24 protein-coding genes are annotated in these 22,522 nt (G+C 66.9%); 12 read left to right on the forward strand and 12 right to left on the reverse strand.

Going from position 1 to position 22,522, the window contains the following annotated elements; translation table 11 throughout:
- The first annotated feature begins 91 nt into the window (after nucleotides 1-91).
- Together XcuCFBP2542_RS01420 and XcuCFBP2542_RS01425 are read left to right on the forward strand one after the other, a co-directional pair.
- Nucleotides 92-1,183, forward strand: a complete 1,092-nt coding sequence (locus XcuCFBP2542_RS01420; protein ID WP_104601855.1) for a catalase family peroxidase — start codon at nucleotides 92-94, stop codon at nucleotides 1,181-1,183.
- Nucleotides 1,180-1,722 carry a cytochrome b gene (locus XcuCFBP2542_RS01425; protein WP_104601856.1) on the forward strand — a complete coding sequence of 181 codons (543 nt, stop codon included), beginning with the start codon at nucleotides 1,180-1,182 and terminating at the stop codon, nucleotides 1,720-1,722. The genes XcuCFBP2542_RS01420 and XcuCFBP2542_RS01425 overlap by 4 nt, the downstream gene beginning before the upstream one ends.
- Nucleotides 1,723-1,810: 88 nt before the next feature.
- Here XcuCFBP2542_RS01425 and XcuCFBP2542_RS01430 read toward each other — a convergent pair whose 3' ends face one another.
- The 3 genes from XcuCFBP2542_RS01430 to XcuCFBP2542_RS01440 form a co-directional block, all read right to left on the reverse strand.
- The gene (locus XcuCFBP2542_RS01430) at nucleotides 1,811-2,599 is read right to left on the reverse strand and encodes a ThuA domain-containing protein (RefSeq protein WP_104601857.1); all 789 of its coding nucleotides are present in this window, start codon (nucleotides 2,597-2,599) and stop codon (nucleotides 1,811-1,813) included.
- Nucleotides 2,600-2,690: 91 nt separating this feature from the next.
- A complete protein-coding gene (locus XcuCFBP2542_RS01435; RefSeq protein WP_104602001.1) occupies nucleotides 2,691-3,290 on the reverse strand; it encodes a response regulator transcription factor in 600 nt (199 codons plus the stop codon).
- A 79-nt stretch (nucleotides 3,291-3,369) separates the two neighbouring features.
- Nucleotides 3,370-4,557: a sensor histidine kinase gene (locus tag XcuCFBP2542_RS01440; RefSeq protein WP_104601858.1), complete on the reverse strand. Its 1,188-nt coding sequence runs from the start codon at nucleotides 4,555-4,557 to the stop codon at nucleotides 3,370-3,372.
- A gap of 402 nt (nucleotides 4,558-4,959) precedes the next feature.
- On the opposite strand from XcuCFBP2542_RS01440, the gene XcuCFBP2542_RS01445 reads away from it, so the two are divergent.
- The 5 genes from XcuCFBP2542_RS01445 (at nucleotide 4,960) to XcuCFBP2542_RS01465 (ending at nucleotide 10,872) form a co-directional block, all read left to right on the forward strand.
- Nucleotides 4,960-6,204: an efflux RND transporter periplasmic adaptor subunit gene (locus tag XcuCFBP2542_RS01445; RefSeq protein WP_167526968.1), complete on the forward strand. Its 1,245-nt coding sequence runs from the start codon at nucleotides 4,960-4,962 to the stop codon at nucleotides 6,202-6,204.
- 178 nt (nucleotides 6,205-6,382) lie between these two features.
- Nucleotides 6,383-7,072, forward strand: a complete 690-nt coding sequence (locus tag XcuCFBP2542_RS01450) for an ABC transporter ATP-binding protein (protein WP_104601859.1) — start codon at nucleotides 6,383-6,385, stop codon at nucleotides 7,070-7,072.
- A gap of 12 nt (nucleotides 7,073-7,084) precedes the next feature.
- Nucleotides 7,085-8,245 carry an ABC transporter permease gene (locus XcuCFBP2542_RS01455; protein ID WP_104601860.1) on the forward strand — a complete coding sequence of 387 codons (1,161 nt, stop codon included), beginning with the start codon at nucleotides 7,085-7,087 and terminating at the stop codon, nucleotides 8,243-8,245.
- Nucleotides 8,246-8,252: 7 nt separating this feature from the next.
- Nucleotides 8,253-9,578, forward strand: a complete 1,326-nt coding sequence (locus XcuCFBP2542_RS01460) for an ABC transporter permease (protein WP_170066930.1) — start codon at nucleotides 8,253-8,255, stop codon at nucleotides 9,576-9,578.
- A gap of 178 nt (nucleotides 9,579-9,756) precedes the next feature.
- Nucleotides 9,757-10,872 carry an alpha/beta hydrolase family protein gene (locus XcuCFBP2542_RS01465; RefSeq protein ID WP_104601861.1) on the forward strand — a complete coding sequence of 372 codons (1,116 nt, stop codon included), beginning with the start codon at nucleotides 9,757-9,759 and terminating at the stop codon, nucleotides 10,870-10,872.
- A 72-nt stretch (nucleotides 10,873-10,944) separates the two neighbouring features.
- Here XcuCFBP2542_RS01465 and rarD read toward each other — a convergent pair whose 3' ends face one another.
- Together rarD and yedA are read right to left on the reverse strand one after the other, a co-directional pair.
- Entirely contained in the window at nucleotides 10,945-11,862 is a 918-nt protein-coding gene (gene rarD, locus XcuCFBP2542_RS01470; protein WP_104601862.1) for an EamA family transporter RarD, read from the reverse strand.
- Nucleotides 11,859-12,755, reverse strand: coding sequence for a drug/metabolite exporter YedA (yedA, locus tag XcuCFBP2542_RS01475; protein WP_104601863.1), 897 nt, complete (start codon nucleotides 12,753-12,755; stop codon nucleotides 11,859-11,861). Before yedA ends, rarD begins: the two co-directional genes overlap by 4 nt.
- Nucleotides 12,756-12,875: 120 nt before the next feature.
- Here yedA and XcuCFBP2542_RS01480 point away from each other — a divergent pair, with 120 nt between their 5' ends.
- Complete coding sequence (locus XcuCFBP2542_RS01480; protein ID WP_104601864.1) at nucleotides 12,876-13,265, forward strand: Rap1a/Tai family immunity protein; 390 nt, start codon at nucleotides 12,876-12,878, stop codon at nucleotides 13,263-13,265.
- A gap of 84 nt (nucleotides 13,266-13,349) precedes the next feature.
- On the opposite strand, the gene XcuCFBP2542_RS01485 is transcribed toward XcuCFBP2542_RS01480, so the two are convergent.
- The 7 genes from XcuCFBP2542_RS01485 to rocF form a co-directional block, all read right to left on the reverse strand.
- Complete coding sequence (locus XcuCFBP2542_RS01485; protein WP_170066936.1) at nucleotides 13,350-15,002, reverse strand: M28 family metallopeptidase; 1,653 nt, start codon at nucleotides 15,000-15,002, stop codon at nucleotides 13,350-13,352.
- Nucleotides 15,003-15,088: 86 nt separating this feature from the next.
- On the reverse strand, nucleotides 15,089-16,027 hold the full coding sequence (locus XcuCFBP2542_RS01490) for an MBL fold metallo-hydrolase (RefSeq protein WP_104601866.1): 939 nt from the start codon (nucleotides 16,025-16,027) through the stop codon (nucleotides 15,089-15,091).
- A gap of 83 nt (nucleotides 16,028-16,110) precedes the next feature.
- Nucleotides 16,111-17,400: a tryptophan--tRNA ligase gene (locus XcuCFBP2542_RS01495; RefSeq protein ID WP_170066931.1), complete on the reverse strand. Its 1,290-nt coding sequence runs from the start codon at nucleotides 17,398-17,400 to the stop codon at nucleotides 16,111-16,113.
- A gap of 154 nt (nucleotides 17,401-17,554) precedes the next feature.
- Nucleotides 17,555-17,764 (reverse strand): CsbD family protein, encoded by a 210-nt coding sequence (locus XcuCFBP2542_RS01500; RefSeq protein ID WP_104601868.1) that lies wholly within the window; start codon nucleotides 17,762-17,764, stop codon nucleotides 17,555-17,557.
- A gap of 233 nt (nucleotides 17,765-17,997) precedes the next feature.
- Nucleotides 17,998-18,132 (reverse strand): entericidin A/B family lipoprotein, encoded by a 135-nt coding sequence (locus XcuCFBP2542_RS01505; protein ID WP_016904515.1) that lies wholly within the window; start codon nucleotides 18,130-18,132, stop codon nucleotides 17,998-18,000.
- 77 nt (nucleotides 18,133-18,209) lie between these two features.
- On the reverse strand, nucleotides 18,210-18,362 hold the full coding sequence (locus XcuCFBP2542_RS01510; RefSeq protein WP_003486606.1) for an entericidin A/B family lipoprotein: 153 nt from the start codon (nucleotides 18,360-18,362) through the stop codon (nucleotides 18,210-18,212).
- 109 nt (nucleotides 18,363-18,471) lie between these two features.
- The gene (gene rocF, locus XcuCFBP2542_RS01515; RefSeq protein WP_104602004.1) at nucleotides 18,472-19,395 is read right to left on the reverse strand and encodes an arginase; all 924 of its coding nucleotides are present in this window, start codon (nucleotides 19,393-19,395) and stop codon (nucleotides 18,472-18,474) included.
- Nucleotides 19,396-19,714: 319 nt separating this feature from the next.
- Between rocF and XcuCFBP2542_RS01520 the strand changes: the two genes are divergently transcribed.
- The 4 genes from XcuCFBP2542_RS01520 to XcuCFBP2542_RS01535 all read left to right on the forward strand — a co-directional run bounded on the left by XcuCFBP2542_RS01520 (nucleotide 19,715) and on the right by XcuCFBP2542_RS01535 (nucleotide 22,142).
- Nucleotides 19,715-20,167 carry a roadblock/LC7 domain-containing protein gene (locus XcuCFBP2542_RS01520; protein WP_104601869.1) on the forward strand — a complete coding sequence of 151 codons (453 nt, stop codon included), beginning with the start codon at nucleotides 19,715-19,717 and terminating at the stop codon, nucleotides 20,165-20,167.
- A 67-nt stretch (nucleotides 20,168-20,234) separates the two neighbouring features.
- A complete protein-coding gene (locus XcuCFBP2542_RS01525; RefSeq protein WP_104601870.1) occupies nucleotides 20,235-20,594 on the forward strand; it encodes a roadblock/LC7 domain-containing protein in 360 nt (119 codons plus the stop codon).
- A gap of 94 nt (nucleotides 20,595-20,688) precedes the next feature.
- A complete protein-coding gene (locus XcuCFBP2542_RS01530) occupies nucleotides 20,689-21,606 on the forward strand; it encodes a hypothetical protein (RefSeq protein WP_104601871.1) in 918 nt (305 codons plus the stop codon).
- The gene (locus XcuCFBP2542_RS01535) at nucleotides 21,603-22,142 is read left to right on the forward strand and encodes a GTP-binding protein (RefSeq protein ID WP_104601872.1); all 540 of its coding nucleotides are present in this window, start codon (nucleotides 21,603-21,605) and stop codon (nucleotides 22,140-22,142) included. Before XcuCFBP2542_RS01530 ends, XcuCFBP2542_RS01535 begins: the two co-directional genes overlap by 4 nt.
- Nucleotides 22,143-22,522 lie beyond the last annotated feature (380 nt).

Here is a 22,522-nt window from a genome sequence, read left to right on the forward strand (position 1 = left end):
GCGGATGATGCGCCCAAGGCGTGGTCGGCGGCGGCGAAGGCGCGGCCGCACGCCCTGCCACACGCCCCCCATCGCCCCGCCGGAGCCAGCCATGACATTGCCACCTCCCTCCCCCCAGCGCGCGCGCCATCCGGTGCTGCCGCTGCTGGGCATTGCGGCTATTGCCGGTGGCATTGCCATCGCCTTCGCGTGGACCGCTGGCTGGATCGGCGGCGACCGGCTGACCGCCGCGCGCATGACCGACACCATCGAATCCAGCGGCCCGCCGCACCCGGGCTTCCGGCGCGCGCATACCAAGGGCGTCTGCGTCAGCGGACAGTTCCAGTCCAGCGGCAAGGCGAGCTGGCTATCGTCGGCGCGCGTCTTCGGCCAGACCAGCACGCCGGTGCTGGGACGGATGTCGATCGGCGGTGGCGACCCGCATGGCGCCGATGGACAGGCGCGCGTGCGCAGCATGGCGCTACTGCTGCGCAGTGACGACGGACAGGAATGGCGCACGGCCATGAACAGTTTCCCATTCTTCGTGGTGGCCACGCCGGCCGGTTTCCAGGCCTTGAGCGTGGCCTCCAGACCCGACCCGGCCACCGGCAAACCGGACCCGGCCAAGCTGGCGGCATTTGGCAAGCAGTATCCGGAGGCGGCCAAGTTCCAGCAGTGGGCCAAGACCGCGCCCTGGTCCGATAGCTGGGCCAATACGCAGTACAACGGCGTCAACGCCTTCCGCGCAGTTGCAGCCGACGGGCGCGAGCGCTACATCCGCTGGTCGATGCGCCCGCATACGCCGTTCAAGGAATTGAGCGCCGAGCAACGCAAGCAGGCCGATGGCGATTTTCTCGCCACCGATCTGGACGCGCGGCTGGCGCAGGGGCCGTTGCGCTGGGACATGGTGCTGACCGTGGCCGAACCCGGCGATGCAGTGGATGACCCCTCGCAGCCGTGGCCACAGAACCGCAAGCAGATCGTGGCCGGCACACTGACCCTGGATCGTGCGCAGCCGCAGGCCACCGGGCCGTGCCGCGATCTGAACTACGACCCGCTGATCCTGCCCAAGGGCCTTGCCGCCTCCAACGACCCGATCCTGGCCGCGCGTTCGTCGGTGTATTCGCAATCGTTCAACCGCCGCGAGCGCGAGATCGCCAGCGGCACCGGCAGTGCCGCCACCGGCCAGGGAGCAGGTCAATGAGCCGCCCGACGCATTTCAATCTCCCCGCACGCGTGCTGCATTGGCTGATGGCCGCGATGATCCTGACCATGTTGTTCGTCGGCGTCGGCATGGTCGCCTCGGTGACGCAACGGCCGTGGTTGATCGACCTGCATCGCCCACTGGGCATCGCAATCCTGATCCTGGCGGTGCTGCGCCTGGTCAACCGCCTGCGCCATCGCCCGCCGGCGCTGCCTGCCGACCTGCCGGTCTGGCAGAAGGCCGCGGCGATCGCCTCGCACTGGCTGTTGTACGCCTTGATGCTGGGCATGCCGCTGATCGGCTGGGCGATGCTGTCGGCCGGTGGCTACCCGATCGTACTGTGGCCAGGCGCCAACCTGCCGCCGATCGCCCCGCACGATCCGGCGCTGTACGCCTGGCTGCGCAGCGCGCATGGCTGGCTGGCGTACCTGTTGTTCGCCACCGTGCTGGGGCATCTGAGCGCGGCCCTGTTCCATGCCTGGGTGCGCCGCGATGGGGTGTTTTCCAGCATGGTGCGTGGGCAGCGGTCGGCGCGTTGATGGATTGGATGAGTGGTGGAACTCGTCTTGCACGAAGTGATTTCACTGCGCGGATGTACTCATCCCAGGAGGGAGAGGCGGCTAGGCGTCAATCACGGCGCTTTGCTTTGGCCGCTGGTGCAGGCGTTTCGATGCCCTTGCCGGTGGCGGCCCAGTAAATCCCGCCATACAGATGCTCCAGATAGCGCGGGTCGTTGTACGCCTCGGCCTGGTGGCCTAGCGCGGTGGCGAACACACGGCCACCTTCGAAATGGTGGTACCACGCCACCGGGTGGTGCTTGCCCATGCCCTTGGCGACCTGGCCCGGCCAGATCAGCGTGGGGTCGTAGCTGGTTTCATCCACCGTCAACAGCGTGACCAGATCGTCGCTGTAGGGTGGGTCGTACTCGTACCACTCATCGCTCCATACCCAGCGCCTGGGCAGGCCGGCGGTGGCGGGGAAGTTGGCATCCACCACGTCGACCATCGCCGTCTGCAGGTAGGGATGGGTGCGGAAGGAACGGCCGATCAGGTGGTCGTACCACTCCCACTCGCCGCGCTTGATCGCAAAGGCCTTGTGCACGGCGACTACGCCACCGCCATTGCGCACGTATTGTTGAAAATTGGCGCGCTGGGCCGGGTCCAGGTCGGTGGCCGGTGTATTGAGCAGCACGATGGCCGCGTACTGCGAAAGATCGCCATCGAAGGCCTTGGCATTCCATGCCCACACCATCTCCACATAATGCTTGCGCGCCATCGCTTCGAACTGCGGCTTGGCGACGGGGATATAGTCATGGTGATACTGATTGGGGATAGCCGCCACCAGAACCTTGAACTGCTCGGCGCAGGCATTGCCTGCGCAGGCCAGCAGCAGGCCGAACAGCCATAGGGATTTCATGTGTCGCTCGCCATGTCCACGCTGGTTGCGCAGTGTAGCTGCATCCCTGCGGCATGCCTTCGCATGGGTTTGGCATGGCGGTGGCGCGTTTCTACAACCAGCCCTTCTGCCGGGCCAGCCGATACGCTTCGATGCGGTTGGCCACACCGAGTTTGCCGATGCACTCGGACAGGTAGTTACGCACGGTGCCGTGCGACAACTGCAGCTGTTGCGCAATCTCGCTGGCCGAGCGGCCTTCGCCGGCCAGGCGCAATACCGTGCGCTCGCGTTCGCTCAACGGGTCTGCTTCCACCCAGGCATCCATCGCCAGTTGCGGGTCGATCACCCGGCCACCGCGATGCACCTGACGCAAGGCGCCGACCAGTTGTTCGGCCGGCGCATCCTTGAGCAGGTAGCCGGCCACTCCGGCATCCAGCGCGCGCCGGAGAAAGCCCGGGCGCGCGAAGGTGGTGACGATCATGACCCGCACCGGCAGCGAATGGCGCTGGATGCGCTGGGCCAGCTCCAGGCCGCTCAGCCCGGGCATTTCGATATCGGTGACCAGCACGTCCGGCTGCAGCCGCTGCAACTCGCGCCAGGCGCTCTCGCCATCGCCGGCGCTGCCGACCACGGCGATATCGTCTTCCAGCCCGAGCAGGGCCACCAGCGCGCCACGCAACAAGGCCTGGTCTTCGGCCAACAACACCCGGATCGTCACTTGCGCTCGCCTTTGTGCAACGGTTGCGCACGATAGCAGCGCGGGCCGGCAAGGTGCAGCGGCCGGCCGGCGCTCAGCGTGGTTGCGGCGCCAACGGCAGCGGCGCAGGCGGTTGGGCCGGCTCCGGCACAGGCTGCGGCAATGGCACGCTCGCGCGCAGGCGCATGCCACGCGGCAACGCCTCGACCTCCAGCGCACCGCCCACGGCCTGCAGGCGCGCGCGCATGCCGGCCAGGCCGTTGCCGGGCACGATCACCCCGCCACGTCCATCGTCGGTGATGTCCAGCAGGGCCTGTCCGCCCTGCGCCTGCAGGCTGACACGCACACGCTTGGCCTGCGCATGGCGCTGCACGTTGGTGGCTGCCTCGCGCAGCACCAGGGCCAGCGCGGTCTCGTGCCCGGACGGCAGTGGCAGCGGCTCCAGCCGGTCTTCCAGCACGATCCCATCCATGTCCAGCAGCACCCGCGCCGATGCCAGCTCGGCCACCAGCCCAGCCGCACGGATGCCGGTGACGGCATGGCGCACCTGCGCCAGGGCATCGCGCGAGATCTGCGCCACCGCCGCGATCTCACCGCGCGCTGCCTGCGGATCGCGCTCGATCAGGCGCACGGCCAGGTCGGACTTGAGCGCCACCAACGACAAGGTGTGGCCCAGCAGGTCATGCAGGTCACGGCCGATACGTTCGCGCTCGGCGGTGGCCGCCAGCCGGCGCACTTCATCCTGCGACAAGCGCAGCAGCGTGTCCTTGCGTTCGTTGACGCTGTAGACCGCGCCAACCGCAGCCATGCCCAGCACCGACACCGGCAACCACACCAGCGACGGCCAGGCCATCCCGAGCCAATGCGCCCAGGCCAGATAGCCGGCATTGAGCACCAGCAACAGCGCGAAGTGCCGCCACAGCGCCTGCCGCGTGGAGGGGCGCAGACTCAGGCAGGCAAACACGAAGTAGCTGATGCCCGCCGTGTACACCGGCAGCAGGGCGGCACTGAGCAGCCCCATTGCCCAGGCATAGCGGTTCAAGGTGTCGCGTGGCGCCAGCAACATGCGCGCGTACAACAGCAGGAACAGCGGATACGACAGCAGGGTGCAGAGCAACCAGGTGGTGTCGTAGCCTCGCGGAGAAAACACCGGCACCACGAACACCCAGGCCGACCACAGCAGGTGCACGCTGTCCATCCACGGCGACTGCGCTTGCGCCAGGCGCGCCGCCACGCGCGAGGTTGTGGCCGGACGCAGCCAGGCGGGAAGCTTCACATGCATCGCGGTCGGTCCCGAGGTGTGGATGGATTCTGCCACTGCCCGGCTTGCCTGTATCAACGCAGCGGCAGGGCGATGCCGGGCGAGTGCCCCCGTGGCTGTCGGCCGCTGGCCCTTGCGACGAGATGCGAGGCCGCCGCGCGGACAGGGCTTCCGGGCTGGCGCGCTGGTCGGGCAATGCATCCTGGCCGCCAGCCCCGGCCGATGACAGTCGCGCCTGTCATCGGCGTGGAGTGACAGCTGTCACTGGTGGGTGCGACGGTGCGGCCGCATGCTGCGCAGCACCTCGCAGGCATGCCGGGCCGTGCGACCGTCTGTCGCCACGGTGCCATTGGTGGCCTCCGGCAGCTTGCAGCGGGCCTGCTGGCCCGTCACATTCTGCGCAGCCTTCCGTCCTGGTTATCGATGAACACCTCCGCCGATCTGCTCAAGCAACTCCGTATCGACCGCCAGCAGCCGGTCACACCGCCGCCTGCACGCCGTGGCGGCTGGATCATTGCCGCCATCGTCCTGGTGCTGGTGCTGGCAGCGGCGGCCTGGTGGTTCACCCGCGCGCCGGTGGTCAAGGTGCAGACCGCGCCGGTGGTGGCGATCAGTGCCGGCAGCAGCAGCGCCTCGGTACTGGACGCATCCGGCTACGTGGTGGCCCGGCGCATGGCCACGGTGTCGGCACAGGTCACCGGCAAGGTGCGCGAGGTGATGATCGAAGAAGGCATGCGCGTCGAGCAGGGCCAGGTGATGGCCACGCTGGACCCACTGGATGCCGATGCGCAGCGCACGCTGTCGGCTTCGCAACTGTCGGCCGCGCGCAGCCAGGTCGACAACATGCAAGCGCAGCTGGCGGTGGCCAATGCCGATGCCGCGCGCCTGCAGTCGCTGGTCGGCGCGCAGCTGGTGTCGCGCTCGCAGTACGAGCAGGCCATCGCGCAGCGCGATGCCCTGCGCGCGCAGCTGCAGAACGCGCAACGCAACGTGCAGGTGGCGGCCGATCAGTTGGCCATTGCCGGCATCCGTTCGGACTTCAACGTGGTGCGTGCGCCATTCGCCGGCGTGGTGACTGCCAAGGCGGCGCAGCCGGGCGAAATCGTCTCGCCGTTGTCGGCCGGCGGCGGTTTCACCCGCACCGGGATCGGCACCATCGTGGACATGGAGTCGCTGGAGATCGAAGTGGAAGTCGGCGAGTCCTTCATCGGCCGCGTGCAACCGAAGATGCCGGTGGAAGCGGTGCTCAACGCCTACCCGGACTGGAAGATTCCCGGCGAGGTGATCGCCATCATTCCCACTGCCGACCGCGGCAAGGCCACGGTGAAGGTGCGGGTGGCGCTCAAGGTCAAGGACGCCCGCATCGTGCCGGAAATGGGCGTGCGGGTGAGCTTCCTGGAGGCGGCCAAGCCGCAGCAGGCCGCCACGCCGCAGGGCGTACGCGTCCCTGCTGCGGCGCTGGTCGAACGCGATGGCGACACGCTGGCGTTCGTGGTCGGCGAACGCAACACCGTGGCCGCCAGGAAAGTCACCACCGGCCTGGTGATGGGCGACGACCGGCAAGTGCTGACCGGATTGCATGCGGGCGATCGCGTAGTGCTGAACCCGCCACAGACGTTGAAGGAGGGTGGCACGGTGGCCGAAGCGGAGCCGGATGCGGCCGAGTAGCCGTTTTCGTGGTGGCAGCGCACACGCGCTGCGGTTGCGGCCCGGTACGGGTTGTCGTTGCTGCTGTGCCTGAATGTCGCTTTTCATCGCTGCCACAGCAGCGTCCCCGCCTCACCGCTGATGCAGTTGCCGTTGCCGCCCTTCGCTTCCCTCTTCCCTTGCATCGCCAGGACTCTCCATGACCGCTCTTGTCAGCTTGCGCAACATCACCAAGACCTACCAACGCGGCGCCGAGCAGGTACAGGTGCTGCACGGCATCGATCTGGAAATTGCCAGCGGCGATTTCGTGGCGCTGATGGGGCCGTCCGGCTCGGGCAAGACCACCTTGCTCAATCTGATCGGCGGCCTGGACAGCCCCAGCGGTGGCGAGATCGAGATCGAAGGCCAGCGCATCGACCGTATGAGCGGCGGCCAGCTCGCCACCTGGCGCAGCCATCACGTCGGCTTCGTCTTCCAGTTCTACAACCTGATGCCCATGCTTACCGCGCAGAAGAACGTGGAACTGCCGTTGCTGCTGACCTCGCTCAACGCCGCGCAGCGCAAGCGCAATGCCGAGATCGCGTTGACCCTGGTCGGTCTGCAGGAACGTCGCAGCCACAAGCCCAGCGAACTCTCTGGTGGCCAGCAGCAGCGCGTGGCGATCGCGCGCGCCATCGTGTCCGACCCGACCTTCCTGATCTGCGACGAACCCACCGGCGATCTCGACCGCCAGAACGCAGAGGAAATCCTGCGCTTGCTGCAGGAGCTCAACCGCGAACATGGCAAGACCATCGTGATGGTGACCCACGACCCCAAGGCCGCCGAGTACGCCACCCACACCATCCATCTGGACAAGGGCGAGCTGGCCGATGCGCCGCTCGTGCTCTGAAGGAGCGCTGCCATGAAGTATCTCTCGCTGGTGTGGGCGCAGCTGTTCCGCAGCAAGACGCGCACCTTGCTGACGTTGTTGTCGGTGGTGGCGGCGTTCCTGTTGTTCGGCATGCTCGATTCGGTGCGCGTGGCCTTCAGCTCCGGTGGCAGCGTCAGCGGCGTGAACCGGCTGGTGGTAGCCTCGCGGCTGTCGATCACCCAGTCGCTGCCGATCCGGCTGGAAGCGCAGGTGCGCCGCGTGCCGGGCGTGCGCGATGTGACTTCGGCCATGTGGTTCGGCGGCATCTACCGCGACCCGAAGAATTTCTTTCCCAACTTCTCGGTGGCGCCGAATTTCTTCGACGTCTACAGCGAATACGAGATCCCCAAGGACCAACTCAAGGCCTTCCAGACCACACGTACCGGCGCGGTGGTGGGTGAAACCCTGGCCAAGCAGTTCGGCTGGAAGATCGGCGACACCATTCCGCTGCAGGCCACCATCTTCCCGCGCGGCGGCAGCAACGACTGGCCGTTGCAGCTGGTCGGCATCTTCCGCATGAAGGACCGCACGGTGGCGGCCAACCAGGAACGCCAGTTGATGATGAACTGGAAATACTTCGATGAATCCAATGACTACATCAAGAACCAGGTGAGCTGGATGACAGTGACCCTGAGCAATCCCGACCAGGCCTCGCGCGTGGCACAGGCCATCGATGCGCTGTCGGCCAACTCCGATCACGAAACCAAGTCGCAGACCGAATCGGCGTTTCAGCAGGCCTTCGTCAAGCAGTTCGCCGATATCGGCCTGATCGTCACCTCGATCATGGCCGCGGTGTTCTTCACCCTGCTGCTGCTGACCGGCAACACCATGGCGCAAGCGGTGCGCGAGCGCATTCCCGAATTGGCCACGCTCAAGACGCTGGGCTTCCAGGACCGCACGGTGTTGAGCCTGGTGATGATCGAGTCGGTGGCGTTGATCGGCCTGGGCGGTTTGATCGGCATGGGCCTGGCGGCACTGGTGATCCCGGCGGTGTCGGTGCGCAGCGGCGGATTGATCCCCACGCAGAGCGTGCCGCTACAGACCTGGCTGGTGGCGCTGGCCCTGATGGTCGGTATTGGCCTGGTGGTGGGTGTGCTGCCGGCATTACGCGCGCAGCGCTTGAAGATCGTCGATGCCCTCGCCGGCCGCTGACAGGAGCATGCAGATGCAAAGCAAATGGAAGAACCGTGGTGCGAACCTGCTGTCGGTCGTGCTGCTGGCGGTGGGGCTGGGAATCTGGATCGCGCTGCCGTGGATCGGCGTGCTGGGTATCGCGGTGGCATTGACGCTGTGGCTGGTCGCCACCCGTAGCGGCCGCCTGTCGCTGGCCGCCGCACGCATCGGCATCGCCAGCCTGCCCCAGCGTTGGGGCTCCACCTCGGTGATCGTGGTCGGCATCGCCGGCGTGGTCGGCGTGCTGGTGGCGATGCTGGCAATGGGCCAGGGCTTCCAGGCCACGCTCAACAGCACCGGCGACGACACCACCGCCATTGTGTTGCGCGGCGGCTCGCAGGCGGAGACCAACTCGGTCATCACCCGCGACCTGGTGCCACTGATCGGTAGCCTGCCCGGCATCGCCAGCGATGCCAACGGGCGCCCGCAGGTGTCCCCAGAGCTGTCGCAGGTGGTCAATATCGCCTCGCGCACCGATGGCACCGATGTCAACGCGCAACTGCGCGGCGTGGGCGAGCAGGCCTGGGCGGTGCACCAGAAGGTCAAGATCGCGCAGGGCCGCCGCTTCACCCCCGGCCTGCGCGAACTGGTGGTCGGCAAAGGCGCGCTGAACCAGTTTCGCGGGCTTGAGCTGGGCAAGACGCTCACGCTCGGCAGCCAGCAGTGGACCGTGGTCGGCGTGTTTGCCTCCGGCGATGCGCACGATTCGGAGCTGTGGACCGATGCCCAGACGCTGGCCACCACCTACAACCGCAGCGCTTACCAGTCGATCAATGTGCGCACCACCGGCAAGGCCGGCTTCGCGCAGTTCGAGGCCGCCATGGCCGCCGACCCACGGCTCAAGCTGGATGTGGAAACCACCCGCGCGTACTACGGCAAGCAGGGCGGCGGCTTGAACAGGGTGATCCGCATCCTGGGCACGGTGATCGGCACGATCATGGCGGTGGGTGCGGTATTCGGCGCGCTCAACACCATGTATGCGGCAGTGGCCACGCGCGCGCGCGAAATCGCCACCATGCGCGCGATCGGCTTTCGCGGCACGCCGGTCATCATGGCGCTGATGCTGGAAACCATGCTGCTGGCGCTGCTGGGCGGGCTGCTGGGCGGGTTGATCGCCTGGGCGGTGTTCAATGGCTACACCGTGTCCACGCTGGGCAACAACTTCAGCCAGGTGGTCTTCCAGTTCAAGGTGTCGCCGGAGCTGCTGTGGAGCGGGCTGAAATGGGCACTGGGCATCGGATTGGTGGGCGGGCTGTTTCCGGCGTTGCGGGCGGCGCGGTTGCCGATCACCACGGCCTTGCGCGAGGTGTAGGCGGGCGGTGGCCCGCCCGGGAATGGGGAATGGGGAATCGTGACGGCCAAAGCAGCGCAAGCACGCCGCTGCGGCTGAATGTATTGCAGGCTGTCATGGTTTTGTCACCGCCGTGCGGTAGATGCACGGGCCGGCAGGCCGTAGCCTGCCCGGCCGTTTGCTCGATTGATGTACTGCCATGACGCGCCTGCTTCTGCTGGCCTGCGCCTGCCTGTGGCTGGCCGGCTGTTCTTCGTCTTCCACCTCGCTCAGCGAGCGCCTGGTCGCGCCCGGTGGGGTGTCGCCGTTGCTGGACGAAGAGCGCATCGCCGCCGCCATCGCCACGGTGCCCAACCGCAGTGGCCATGTGGTGACGCGCGACCAGGTGCCGATCTTCTGGCGTGCGATCGATCCTGGCCAGTACGCCCTGCACTACCGCTACCTGGGCCAGCGCCACGATCCGGCGCACGCGCTGGATGTGGACTTCACCTTTTCCGTGCCCACCGCCACGCCGCCTGCGCCGCGCGGCACCGTCGTGCTGCTGCATGGCTGGATGATGGATGGCGACTCGCTGCTGCCCTGGTCGCTGCAGCTGGCGCAGGCCGGCTACCGGGTTATCACCATCGACCTGCGCAACCACGGCCATTCCGGTGGCGGCCCGTCGGGCTACGGCACGCGCGAGTCCGATGACGTGATCGACGTGCTCAATACACTGCAGCCGCGTGGCGAAATCCAGGGGCCGCTGTACCTGTTCGGCATTTCCTATGGCGCAGCCACGGCGCTGTTCACCGCCGACAAGCTGGGGCCGCGCGTCGCCGGGGTGGTGGCGATGGAATCCTTCGCCAATGCCGGGCGGGGCATCCGCGACATGGTGCCGCACCTGCTGGCCGGCCAGCCCAGCGGCTGGCGCGGGCGGGCGGTGGCCGCGTATGCGCGCTGGCGCTACGCCGACCAGAACATCGACGCGGTGATCGCCGCAGCCGATACCCAACTCAAGCTGGATCTGGATCATGTCGATGTCGCGCACGCCCTGGCCGACACGCGCAGCTGCGTGCTGCTGCTGCATGGCGATGCCGATCAGCACATTCCGGTGGCACATGGCCGCGCACTGGCGCTGGCTAGTCCGCGTGCGCATTACCTCGAGCTGCCCGGCGAAAACCACCTGAGCCTGCCGCTACGGCTGGATCTGCTCGGCGGGCCGATCGGTCTATGGCTGGCGCAGGTGCAGCAAGACCCCGACCATTGCCCTGCACTGCAAGCGCTGCCGGCCTCCACGCTGGCGGTGGCCAGCCCCTTGGCGGTGCCCCGCAGTTGAGTGCGGCAATCGCTGCGCGCTGGGGCGCAGCGCGCGTGCCGATCCACATACCGGGCCGCACGTAACGCTCGCTCAGCGCGGCGCCAGCGGTTGCCGCGAACGCAGCACACTGTCGCCGACGAACAACAGCAAACCGACCCAGATCGCGGCGAATCCAATCGCCCGCCCCTGGTCGAACGGCTCGTGGAAGAACCACACCCCCAGCAATAACTGCAGGCTCGGCCCGATGTACTGCAGGATGCCCACCAGCGACAGCGGGATGCGCCGCACACCGTACGCAAATCCGATCAGCGGCACCGCCGTCACCACGCCACCGAAGATCAGCAGCAGATCGGTCCGCAGATCCCAGCCGCTGAAGAACGCGCCGCCATGGCCCTGTTCGCCCCATGCGGCAACCAGCAGTGCCGGCACGAACAGGTACACGCTCTCCACCCCCAGGCCCGCCACCGGGTCCACCGCCACCAGCTTGCGCAGCAACCCATAGAGGCCGAACGAGACCGCCAGCCCCAGCGCAATCCATGGCGGCGCACCGGCATCGATGGTCAACCACATCACGCCGATTGCGGCGCACACCACCGCCAGCCACTGGATGCCGCGCAGGCGCTCTTTCAGCACCAGCACGCCCAGCAACACGCTCAGTAATGGATTGATGAAGTAGCCCAGGCTGGCTTCGATCACATGCCCGGCATTGATGGCCCAGATATACAGGCCCCAGTTGAAGGCGATCGCCGCGCTGCTGGCGGCCAGCATCGGCAGTGCGCGCGGTTGCGCGGCAATCGTGCGCCACCAACGCAGGCCCGAGGTCGCCAGCAGCCACGCCACCACCAGCACTGCGCTCCACACGATGCGGTGCGCAATGATCTGCAGCGACGGCACCACCTTGAGCAGATGCCAATACAGCGGCACCAGGCCCCAGATCACGAAGCTCGCGGCGGTCATCAACAGACCGCGCCGCGCCTCCACCGCCGACACCGGCACAGCCGCGCTCATCGCCGCGCCCTGGCCAGGGTGACCACCAGGACGCCGGCCAGGATCACCGCCATTGCGCCGATATCGTGCGCGGTGAAACGCTCATGCCCCAACCATGCACCCAGCGCCACCGCAATCACCGGATTGACGTAGGCATAGCTGCCCGCCAATGCGGGGCGGACGTGATGCAGCAGCCACACATAGGCAGTGAATGCCACGATCGAGCCGAACACGCACAGGTAGGCCACCGCCAGCAGCCCCTGCGCCGTTGGCCAGGCATGCGGACGCTCGCCGATCAGCAAGCCGGTACTCACCAGCAACACACCGCCGCACAGCATCTGCCCGGCGGCGGTCATGAACGGCGACGGCAGATCGCGACCACGCGACCACATCGAACCGAATGCCCAGCCGATCGGCGCGATCAGCAATAGCACCAGCCCACCCGGCGTGGCAGTGAGGCTGCTGCCGGCGTTGAGCCATACCACCCCTAAGAATCCGATCACGATCCCCAGCCATTCGCCGCCACTGGCATGCTGCCCACGCAAGGCGCCGAACAAGGCCATCCACAACGGCACCGAGGCCACTGCGGTAGCGGCCAGGCCGGAGGACACGCTGCGCTCGGCCAGCACCACCATGCCGTTGCCCAGCAGCAACAGCGCCGCACCCATCAAGGCCACGTTCTTCCATTGCGCGCGCGTGGGCGCTGCCACGCCGCGCCAGCGCAGCACGCCGTAGAGCACGCTGCCGGCGAGGATGAAGCGCGCACCGGACACCATCGTCAGCGGCTGCGCCCCACCTTCCAGCGCGAACCGGATCGCCAGATAGGTCGACCCCCAGACCACGTAGACCAGCAACAACGCACTAACGACCAACCCACTGCGCGCGGGCGCGGCAGCGTCGTGAGAGAAAGACATCGGACCTGCCAACTGCAGCGGAAGCGTCAATTCTAGATCACCTGCACGCGCCGACGCCGCACAGACGGTGCACAGCGCGCGCGGTAGGGTGCGACTGACTCTCATCACGATGGAATGCCCATGCAGCGTCGTACCACTTGGTTGGCCCTGGTCGCTCTTGGCCTGTTCTCCACTACCGCAGCCGCCGCACGCGCACCTGAGTCCTGGGAGCTCACCGGCCGCGCGCTGATCGAAGCCGGACTGGATGGCTCGCTGGCACCCGAGATCGACGCACCCGGGCAGCCTGAGCTCAAGGTCATGGTCTCGGCCAGCCGTGCCGGCGCCTACCTGCTGGGCGTGGCCAGTGCCACGTATCGCACGCAGTGGTGCATCCCCGCAGACAAGGCCGGCCCGCCAGACCTGCGGGTGATTACCGCCGATCTCGCCGCGCTGCCCGATGCACGTCTGGACGAGCCAGCACCTGGCCTGATCGTCCAGGCGCTGGCCAAACGCTATCCGTGCCGCAGGTAGAACGCTGGCAGGCAGGTGGCCGGGGCAAGGCCTGCATGACAGCCGAGGTAACCAGGGCGCCCCAGGCAACGACGCCATCACGCGTTATTGCCGCGCCGCCTCGCTACGCGCGCGGATGGCCTTGAATTCCGACCCATCCTGCCAGCTCGGCCACTGCCGGCCATTGGCCAGCGCCACACCGACGTCGTAGACCAGCGTGGTATCGGCGGCATGCCCGCTGGCATCCCACTGCGGGGTCCAGCGGTCGCAGGGCTGGTGATAGCAGTCGGCGAAATACTTGTCGCGCAATGCCTTGCCCTTCGTAACGCCGCCTTCGCGCATATCCAGGCCGGGGCCGGCGGTGATGGCCGGCACGCCCATGCGCGCGAAGGCGAAATGGTCTGCGCGGTAGAAGAAGCCCGCTTCCAGATTCGGATCCGGCGAGTACGTGCGCCCGCGCGCCTTGGCCGCCTGCTCCAGATCGCCTTCCAGCGATACCCGCCCACGCCCCCACGAGGCGATGTCGCGGGTGGGACCATCAGGGCTGAACATCTCCATGTTGAGCACCGCCACGGTCTTGTCCAACGGCGCCAGCGGGTGAGCGGCGTAGTAGTTGGCGCCAAGTAAGCCCTTTTCTTCGGCGGTCAAGGCAATGAAGTACAGCGTGCGTTGCGGCTTGGGGCCGGCGGCGAACACGCGCGCCAGTTCCAGCACGCTGGCCACGCCGGTGGCGTTGTCCACCGCGCCACGGCGCACCGTATCGCCGGAGGCGTCGGCCTTGCCGATCCCGAACGCATCCCAGTGCGCGGAGAAGATCACCGTCTCGTCCGGGTGCTGGCTACCGGTGAGTTTGGCCACCACGTTATGGGTGACCACGCGTTCGCGCTTGAGCTTGAAGTCCACCGACAGGCGCGCATCGCCCAACGCCACCGGCGCGAAATCGCGCTGCTGCGCACGCGCCTTGGCCTGTTCGAAATCCAGCCCGGCCTGCTTGAACAACGACTGTGCCAATGCGCGTTGCATCCAGCCGCGCACCGGCACATGTTGCGCACGGGCATCGGCATCGCTGCGTTCGATATCGAACAGCGGCGACAGGCCCGAGCTCTGCACCGTGGCCCAGCCGTACGCGGCCGGCGCGGTCTCGTGCACGATCAGCACGCCGGCCGCGCCACGCCGCGCGGCTTCTTCGTACTTGTAGGTCCAGCGGCCGTAATAAGTCACTGCCTTGCCGTCGAACGCCCCAGGCTGCGCGCTCTCGAAGTCGGCATCGTTGATCAGCATCACCGCGATCTTGCCGCGCAGATCCACGCCCTTGTAATCGTCCCACTGCCGCTCCGGCGCGCTGATGCCGTAGCCCACGAACACCAGCGGTGCATGCTTCAGCGCCACGGCGGCCTGCGGGCGCAGGCTCTGCAAGGTCACATCGGTGCCGTTGACCAGGGTCTGGGTCTTGCCGCCCACGCGCAGGGTGGCCTGCACTGGTCCCTCCACCTGCGCACGCACCAGCGGCACCGCCTGCGTCCAGCGGCCTTGCTCGCCACCGGGCTGCAGACCCGCCGCCTTGAATTGTTCAACCAGGTAATCGACCGTGCGCTGCTCGCCGGCACTGGCCGGCGCACGGCCCTCGAAGTCGTCCGATGCCAGCAGGCGCACATGCCGCGACAACGCCTCGGCATCGATGCCGCCACCCGGCAGGTCGTTGGCGGCCTGGGCCACACCTCCGACAAACAGGCAGGCGGACAACAACAGGATGCGCATCGGATTCACGGTGAGGCCTTGCAACAGTTGGATGACAGACAGTTTACAAGTGCGGACCCCGAAGCGGGGATCATCCTGCGAGCGCGTCAACGCATCGCACGATCGAGCCAGCAGCCCAATCCCTGCGCATTGAGTTCGATATCGGTGGCCAGCAGCCGTGCCACGGCGGCATCGTCCAGCCGGCAACCGTGCTGGCGTGCGCGCTCAAGATAGAGCGCGGTCAACGCCGCCACCATGCAGCGATGGCGGTCTGCGCGTGCTACGCAACCCAGCGCAATCTCGGTCATCGCATGGATCTGCTGTACCAACGCCTGCGCCAATACAGCGGGCGATTCGACTCGTCCATAGTGGGTGAGATACATCGCCTGCGGCGCAGCCTCCACCAGGCGTGCGATCGATTGCAGCATCGCTTCGGGCTCGAATTGGACCGGCGAAGAAGTCGGCAAGATGAAGGCGCCCTGCTCGCTGTCGAGCTGGCGATACGACAGCCCGAAGGTATCGCCGGTGAACCAGCTGCGACTGCGCGCATCCCACACGCACAGGTGATGCCGCGCATGTCCAGGTGTCTCCAGGGTGCGCAGCACGCGCTCGCCCAGCAGCACCGGCTGCCCGTCGGCGGCCTCCACCACCCGCTCGGCCGGCACCGGCACGATCTGGCCGTAACTGCGTGCCACTTCCTCCTCCCCATACACCGCGGTGGCACCGGCAATCAGCCGCATGGGGTCGATCATGTGCGGCGCACCGCGTGGATGCACCAGCACGCGCGCGTTGGGCAGGTGCTGCAACAGGGCGCCGGCACCACCGGCGTGATCCAGATGCACATGGGTCAGGATCAACCATTCCACCTGTGCCGGCGCCAGCCCGGCCGCCTGCACGGCAGCAAGCAGGTGCGGCACCGACAGCGAGGTGCCGCAATCGATCAAGGCACCGCGCTGCGCCTCGACGACCAGGTACGCCGCATCGAACTGCGCCCCGCCAAAGCCGGTGTCGATGGTGTGGATACTGCAATCAACCGATGCTGTCATGGCGACTCCGTGGCTGCACGAGGCGTGATCGCAGGACCGTCGCCACGCGCGACCGGCTGTGCCCTGCCCAGCGAGGGTGGCAATCAGGCTTCGCGCAGCGCCTGCATGGCGGCAAGAATCCCATCGGCATCCGCCTGGGCATGCACACCCGGCAACTGCAGATCGCTGGCCTGCGCGGCCTGCTTCAGCCGCGCGATCAACTGCCCGGCATCGCGCGGGGAGGCAAAGCCATCGCTCTGCAGCAGCAGTGCGCCGGCGCCATCGTTCAACTTGAAGTAGAACTGCCCATCGCTTTCCCGGTATTGCTTGAACACCGGCAAGGCGATTTTTTCGCCGGCCTGCACCGCTGCCGGGCCCGCCTGATCGGATAGATCACGCAGCCCTACCGCGTCGCGCAGCTGGGCCAGCAGCGGGGTGGCGTAGCGCGCGCGCAGGCGTGCACCGCCAGCGCGCAGAATCGCTTCGATCCTGGCCGGCTCGGCCATCAGCGCCTCGTAGCGCGTGCGCAGCGGCGCAATCTCGCCATCGATGCGCTCGAACAGCTGCTGCTTGGCATCGCCCCAGCTGATGCCTGCGGCAAACGCCTGCCCGAAGGCCACCGTCTCCGCCGGCGTGGCGAAGGCCTGGTACAATTGGAACAACGCCGAACCCTGGGTATCCTTGGGCTCGCCCGGCGCGCGCGAGTCGGTCAGGATGGAGAACACCAGCTTGCGCAGCTCCTCGCGCGGGGCGAACAGCGGGATGGTATTGCCATAGCTCTTGCTCATCTTGCGGCCATCCAGGCCCGGCAAGGTGGACACCTGCTCGTCGATCACCGCATCGGGCAGGGTAAAGAAGTCGCGGCCGTACACATGGTTGAAGCGCTGCGCGAAGTCGCGGGCCATTTCGATGTGCTGGATCTGGTCGCGCCCCACCGGCACCTTGTGCGCGTTGAAGATCAGAATATCGGCCGCCATCAGCACCGGGTACATGAACAAGCCGGCGCTCACGCCGGCATCGTCGTCCTCGCCGTCGGCGCGGTTCTTGTCCACCGCGGCTTTGTAGGCATGCGCGCGATTGAGGATGCCCTTGCCGGCCACGCAGGTCAGCAGCCACATCAACTCGGTGGTCTCGGGCACGTCGGACTGGCGATAGAACCACACCTTGTCCGGGTCCAGCCCACAGGCCAGCCAGCTGGCGGCGATTTCGAGCGTCGATCGCTGCGTGCGCGCCGGGTCCTGCGCCTTGATGAGGCTATGCAGGTCGGCCAGGAAGTAGAAGCTCTCGGCGTCGGCGGCCGCGCTGGCCTGGATGGCCGGGCGGATCGCACCGACGTAGTTGCCCAGGTGCGGTGTGCCGGACGTGGTGATGCCGGTAAGAACGCGAGTGGTCATCTGCAAAGGCCAGGGAATCAGCCAACAAGTTTAACGGTTCCGCGCCGTGCCAGCCGTCATCCAGCGCCGCCGGCCCCGCACAAAAAAAGACGGACCGCATGCGGCCCGCCTTCCGGACGACGTGCTCAACCCCAAGGCGAGCGGGCGAGGTGACTCAGCGGTCGTCGTGCAGCGACTTTTCAAAAGCGCGCACTTCGGTCTGGGCGCGGTCGCGGTCCCAGCCGTAGCGCTCCTGCAACTTGCCCTGCAGATATTCGGCATTACCTTCTGCGACCTTGAAGTCATCGTCGGTGAGGTCGCCCCACTTGGCCTGCATCTGGCCCTTGAGCTGGCTCCACTTGCCGGAAATGATGTCTTTGTTCATTGCGGTTCTCCGCTGCATGCGGTCGCGATTGACCGTGTTGCCAGAGTGGTGCCAGCAGCGTTCCGCACAGGTCAAGAGATGTCTAGCCCATGCTCACCGCGATGAATGGTTGCCACGCCGTACGCCGCTTCCGAACGACTGGACCACGCCGCAGCGTTGTCTGGGTGAATCCCGAATGCCAACAGAAAAACGGGCCTTTCGGCCCGTTCTTGTTTACCGCTTCAGCAAGTAGATCACTTGCGTGCGGCGTCTTCGACCTTCTCGCCGGCGCCCTGCACGTCTTTGCCGGCACCTGCGACGGTGTTGCAACCTGACAGCATCCCGACCGACAACACTGACAGCACCAGCAGCACGATTGCACGCTTCATAACAGACTCCTTCATGGGTAAGCGGCGCGTTGCCGCAGATCAATCAATTTGAACAAGCCCCACGCAATGGGGGCGAATCAGCACTTACCGTCGCTGCATTTTTCGGCCGTCTTCTCGACCTTGTTGCCGGCGCCCTGCATGTCCTTGCCGGCGCCGGCCACGGTGTTGCAGCCCGTCATCACGCCGGCCGAAAACAGGCCCAGCACCATCAGTGTCAGCAGTCGCTTCATCGCTCTTCCTCGGTCTGCGCCCGGTGCGGTCGCACCTCGCTTGGCGCCAAATCTGACGGCGCGGACGTGGATTTGATGTGAACGGCGGCGTATCACGTTCAGCACTGGATCAATCGCGCATCAGGGTCGACTTGCCAAACAGGCTCTCCACCAGATCCACTGCCAGTTCCGCGGTGGCATTGCGGTTGTCCAGCACCGGATTGAGCTCGACGATGTCCAACGACCCCATGCGGCCGGTATCGGCAATCATCTCCATCACCAGCTGCGCCTCTCGGTAGTTCGGGCCACCTGGCACGGTGGTGCCCACTCCCGGTGCGATGCTGGGATCAAGAAAATCCACATCGAAGCTCACATGCAGATGAGTGTCGGCACTCATGCCCTGCAGCGCCGCTTCCATGGTGCGCTTCATGCCGGCTTCGTCGATGTAGCGCATGTCGTAGACGTCGATGCGGTGCTGCTTGATGAGCCGCTTCTCTTCCGGGTCCACCGAGCGGATGCCGATCTGGCGTACCTGCTCGGGCAGCAGCGCCGGCGCACTGCCGCCCAGGTGCGTGAGCGCCTGCGGACCCAGCCCGCACAGGCAGGCCACCGGCATGCCGTGCACATTGCCCGACGGGGTCACCTCGCTGGTGTTGAAGTCCGAATGCGCATCCAGCCACAGCACCCGCAGTGGGCGGCCCTGCTCGCGGCAGTACCTGGCCACCGCCGTGATCGAGCCGATCCCCAGGCAATGGTCGCCGCCCAGCATGATCGGCATGCGCCCGGCCCGCAGCTCGGCATCGCTGGCATCCATCAACGCCTTGTTCCAGGCCACCACTTCGTCCAGGTGCCGGTAACCGGCCTGCGGCAGCTGCCACGGATTGCGTGGACCGTCCAGATTGCCCAGGTCGCGCACCTCGATACCGCGCCCGGCCAACGCCTCCTGCAAGCCGGCGATGCGTAGCGCTTCCGGCCCCATCCGTGCGCCGCGGTGGCCGGCACCGATATCGGTGGGAACGCCAATCAGGGAAACCGGCAGATACTGCGTTGCCATGCATTGCTCCAGCATCGATAAAGCCATGCAGTCTAGGGGCGCGCGCGCGCCGTGACGTGCGGCAGCGCAGCACGCTGCCGCACCTGCCGCCGTTCCGGTATCACGGCGCCGGGGTTTAGATCTGCCGCAGCGTGCCGCTATCGTGTCGTGCCGCAGACGTGGCGGCGCGCTGAACGTTGCGGATTCTGCTTGTCTGATCGCTCAGTTAAACGCCTGAGGTTGGTGTGGCTGCGTGCTGGTACCGCGATGGTATGGCGCGCCCGCCAGCGCAGACCAGGCACCACGTACGCGCCAGGGCCATCAGCAACAGGGGATCTTCATGCCGCATAACGCCGTCAACCAGGTCGTCAAGGCTGCCGTGGGCGAGGTCGCGCGGGCGTCGCATCTCTACGATTTGCAGCGCATCGGGCGCGAGTTCGCGCAGACCATCGAGCGCGAGCCGGGCATTGGCCTGCTGATGCTGTCCACCGCCGATGGCCGTGCCATCACCGAGCAGTCCAGCCTGGACGTGGATGGCCGCCGCCTGGCGGCGATGGCCAATTCGTTCCTGACCCTGGGCGAGACCCTGGCGCGCGAATCCGGCCTCAGCGAAGCCGACTACGCCACCATCAGCACCCGCGGCGGGCAGCTGGTGCTGATCCGCATTCGTGCCGACAAGCCGTTGACGCTGACCGCCGTGGGCGGCGCCGACCTCAATGCCGCCGCGCTGCTGTTCAATGCGCGCGATTGCGCCGGGCGCCTGGCCACCGCGCTGGCACAGCCTGCCGGCTGATCCGCACGACACGGCGCGTGCCCGCAGCGCCATACCGATTTTCTCACCGTTTGGAAGGGGACCACCGATGTCGAAACTCAATCTGGAACAACTGCATTCACTCGCCGGCTTCGTTGGCGCCGCCCTGGTCGACAGCGATAGCGGCATGGCGCTGGGCATGACCGGCGGCACCGACCTCAACCTGGAACTGGCCGCAGCCGGCAATACCGAAGTGGTGCGCGCCAAGCGCCGCATTGCCGAGCAGCTCGGCCTGAACGACACCATCGAAGACATCCTGATTACGCTGGCGCGCCAGTACCACCTGCTGCGCCCGCTGGAAAGCAACGGCACGCTGTTCCTGTACGTGGTGCTGGACCGTAGCAAGGCCAACCTGGCGATGGCCCGTCACGAACTCAAGGCGTTCGAAAAGACCCTGGATTTCGGTTGATGCCATTGCGGCGGCGCGCACGCGTTGCCTGCCCTGCCTGTCGGTGCAAGCCGGCAGGCGTTGCCGATTCACTGCGCCCGGACGGCGCCTGCGCATGACCACACCCATCCACGCCATGCGGGTCGCTACGGCCGGCCTGGACCTGCTGCACACCACGCGCCTGAAACTGGCGTGTTCGCTGCTGCTTGCCGAACGCATCGACGTGCAACTGGGCGAATGGCCGCAGCACGCGGCCGATGTGGTGGTACTGGGCCTGGAAACCGCCGAGGGCCTGGCCGCCTGGCCGGCCTTGCAAGGCCAGCCGGTGCGGCTGCTGGTGATCTCGCGCACTCCCGTGGCCGGCGCGTGGCTCGCGCACGGCGCCACGGTGCGCGAACTCAACGAGCAGCTGCGCCTGCTGCTGTCCTCCCCGCAGACGGCGCAGACCGCCGAACCGGCACTGCTGCTGCGGTACTGCCGCGGCGAGTTCGGGCCGGCGCCGGTCCTGCTGCAACACGCGGGCCTGCAGGTTGGCGTGGATCCCGCCAATGGCTGCCTGCGGCTACCGGCCGGGGTCCGCCTGCCCACGCTGATCGCCGCCCTGGATCGTCCCGGCTGGCAGCATCTGGCCGATACCACCGATACCGTGCTGACGCAGCGCATCTCCTGCGAGGCGCTGTATTTCGCCCTGCCCGAGCATCTGCGTCCGGCGTTGCCGGCGGTGGATCCCCGCCATGCGCTGCAATTGCGGCAATGGCCAGAACTGAGCGCCGACACCAGCTCGCCCGCACAGCTGCTCGCCATTGCCCATCTGCATGCGCGGCCATGGCGCCCGCAGGCGCTGGCCAGCGCTTGCAAGCTGCCGCTGCAAACGGTGGAATGCCTGTTCGCCGCCGCATTGGCCAGCGGCCTTGCCCAGACTGCGGAGAGTTCCGTGCCTGCACTGCCGCCACGTCCGGATACCGGCAATTCCCGGTTCTTCTCCTGGGTCGCACGCCGCTTCGGCCTTTCTCTCTTCCAGGCACAATCATGAGTCTTCCAGCCAACAAACTGGTGTTCGTTGGCGGCATGGGCGCCGGCAAGACCACCGCAGTGCGCGCCATCTCCGACGTGGAGCCAGTCAGCACCGAGATGCCGCTCAGCCAGGACGCCTACGGCGACAAGACCTATACCACCGTGGCGCTGGACTACAGCTCGATCGAACTGGAAGACGGCGAACTGCTGCACGTCTACGGCGTGCCAGGGCAGAAGTACCTGGATTTCATGTGGCCGTTGGTGTGCGACGGCGCACTGGGCGTGATCGTGCTGGCCAACGCGCGCGACCCGCAGATGCCGGCGGCCACGCTCGCATTGCTGCACGAGTTTGCCCAGATCGCTCCCCAGGCCAGCCTGGCGGTGGGCGTCACCATGACCGACGAGGTCGAACACTTCCTGCTGCCGCCCTTCCGCGACGCGCTGGTAGCCGCGGGCTTCCGCATTCCGGTCATGCGTGTGGATGCGCGCTCGGCGACCCAGATCACCTTCCTGGTCAAATCGTTGCTGTCCTATCGCTACACCAACGCAACCTGAGCCAGCGCCGCGCCGGGTACGGCAAGGACCCGCAGGAAAACAAGGAATCCGGTCACGACGTGCCTGGTGGGCGTCACGCGGGGGATGCCGCCTCTAGGGTGGCGGCGACGCGTCCATCTTCCTTGCCGCCAGAAGCACGACTCGATCATGGTATGAATGAGTCCTGCGTCTGACTTATTCAGTATGACCAGCGGACCGAAGCGCTGGCATCGGGACGTTCCCGACATCGGGCAAGACATATCCGCGATGCATTATCGGACATAACGACGCCGCAACGGCCACGTCTGCCGTCATCAGGCGTCATGCGAGCGAGACACTGGCACGCCATGTGCCGCCGGTAGTCGCCTACGGCACGCCCGATGCCGCAGGCGCATGCTGCG

Source organism: Xanthomonas cucurbitae (assembly GCF_002939885.1).
Taxonomy (GTDB): Bacteria; Pseudomonadota; Gammaproteobacteria; order Xanthomonadales; family Xanthomonadaceae; genus Xanthomonas; species Xanthomonas cucurbitae.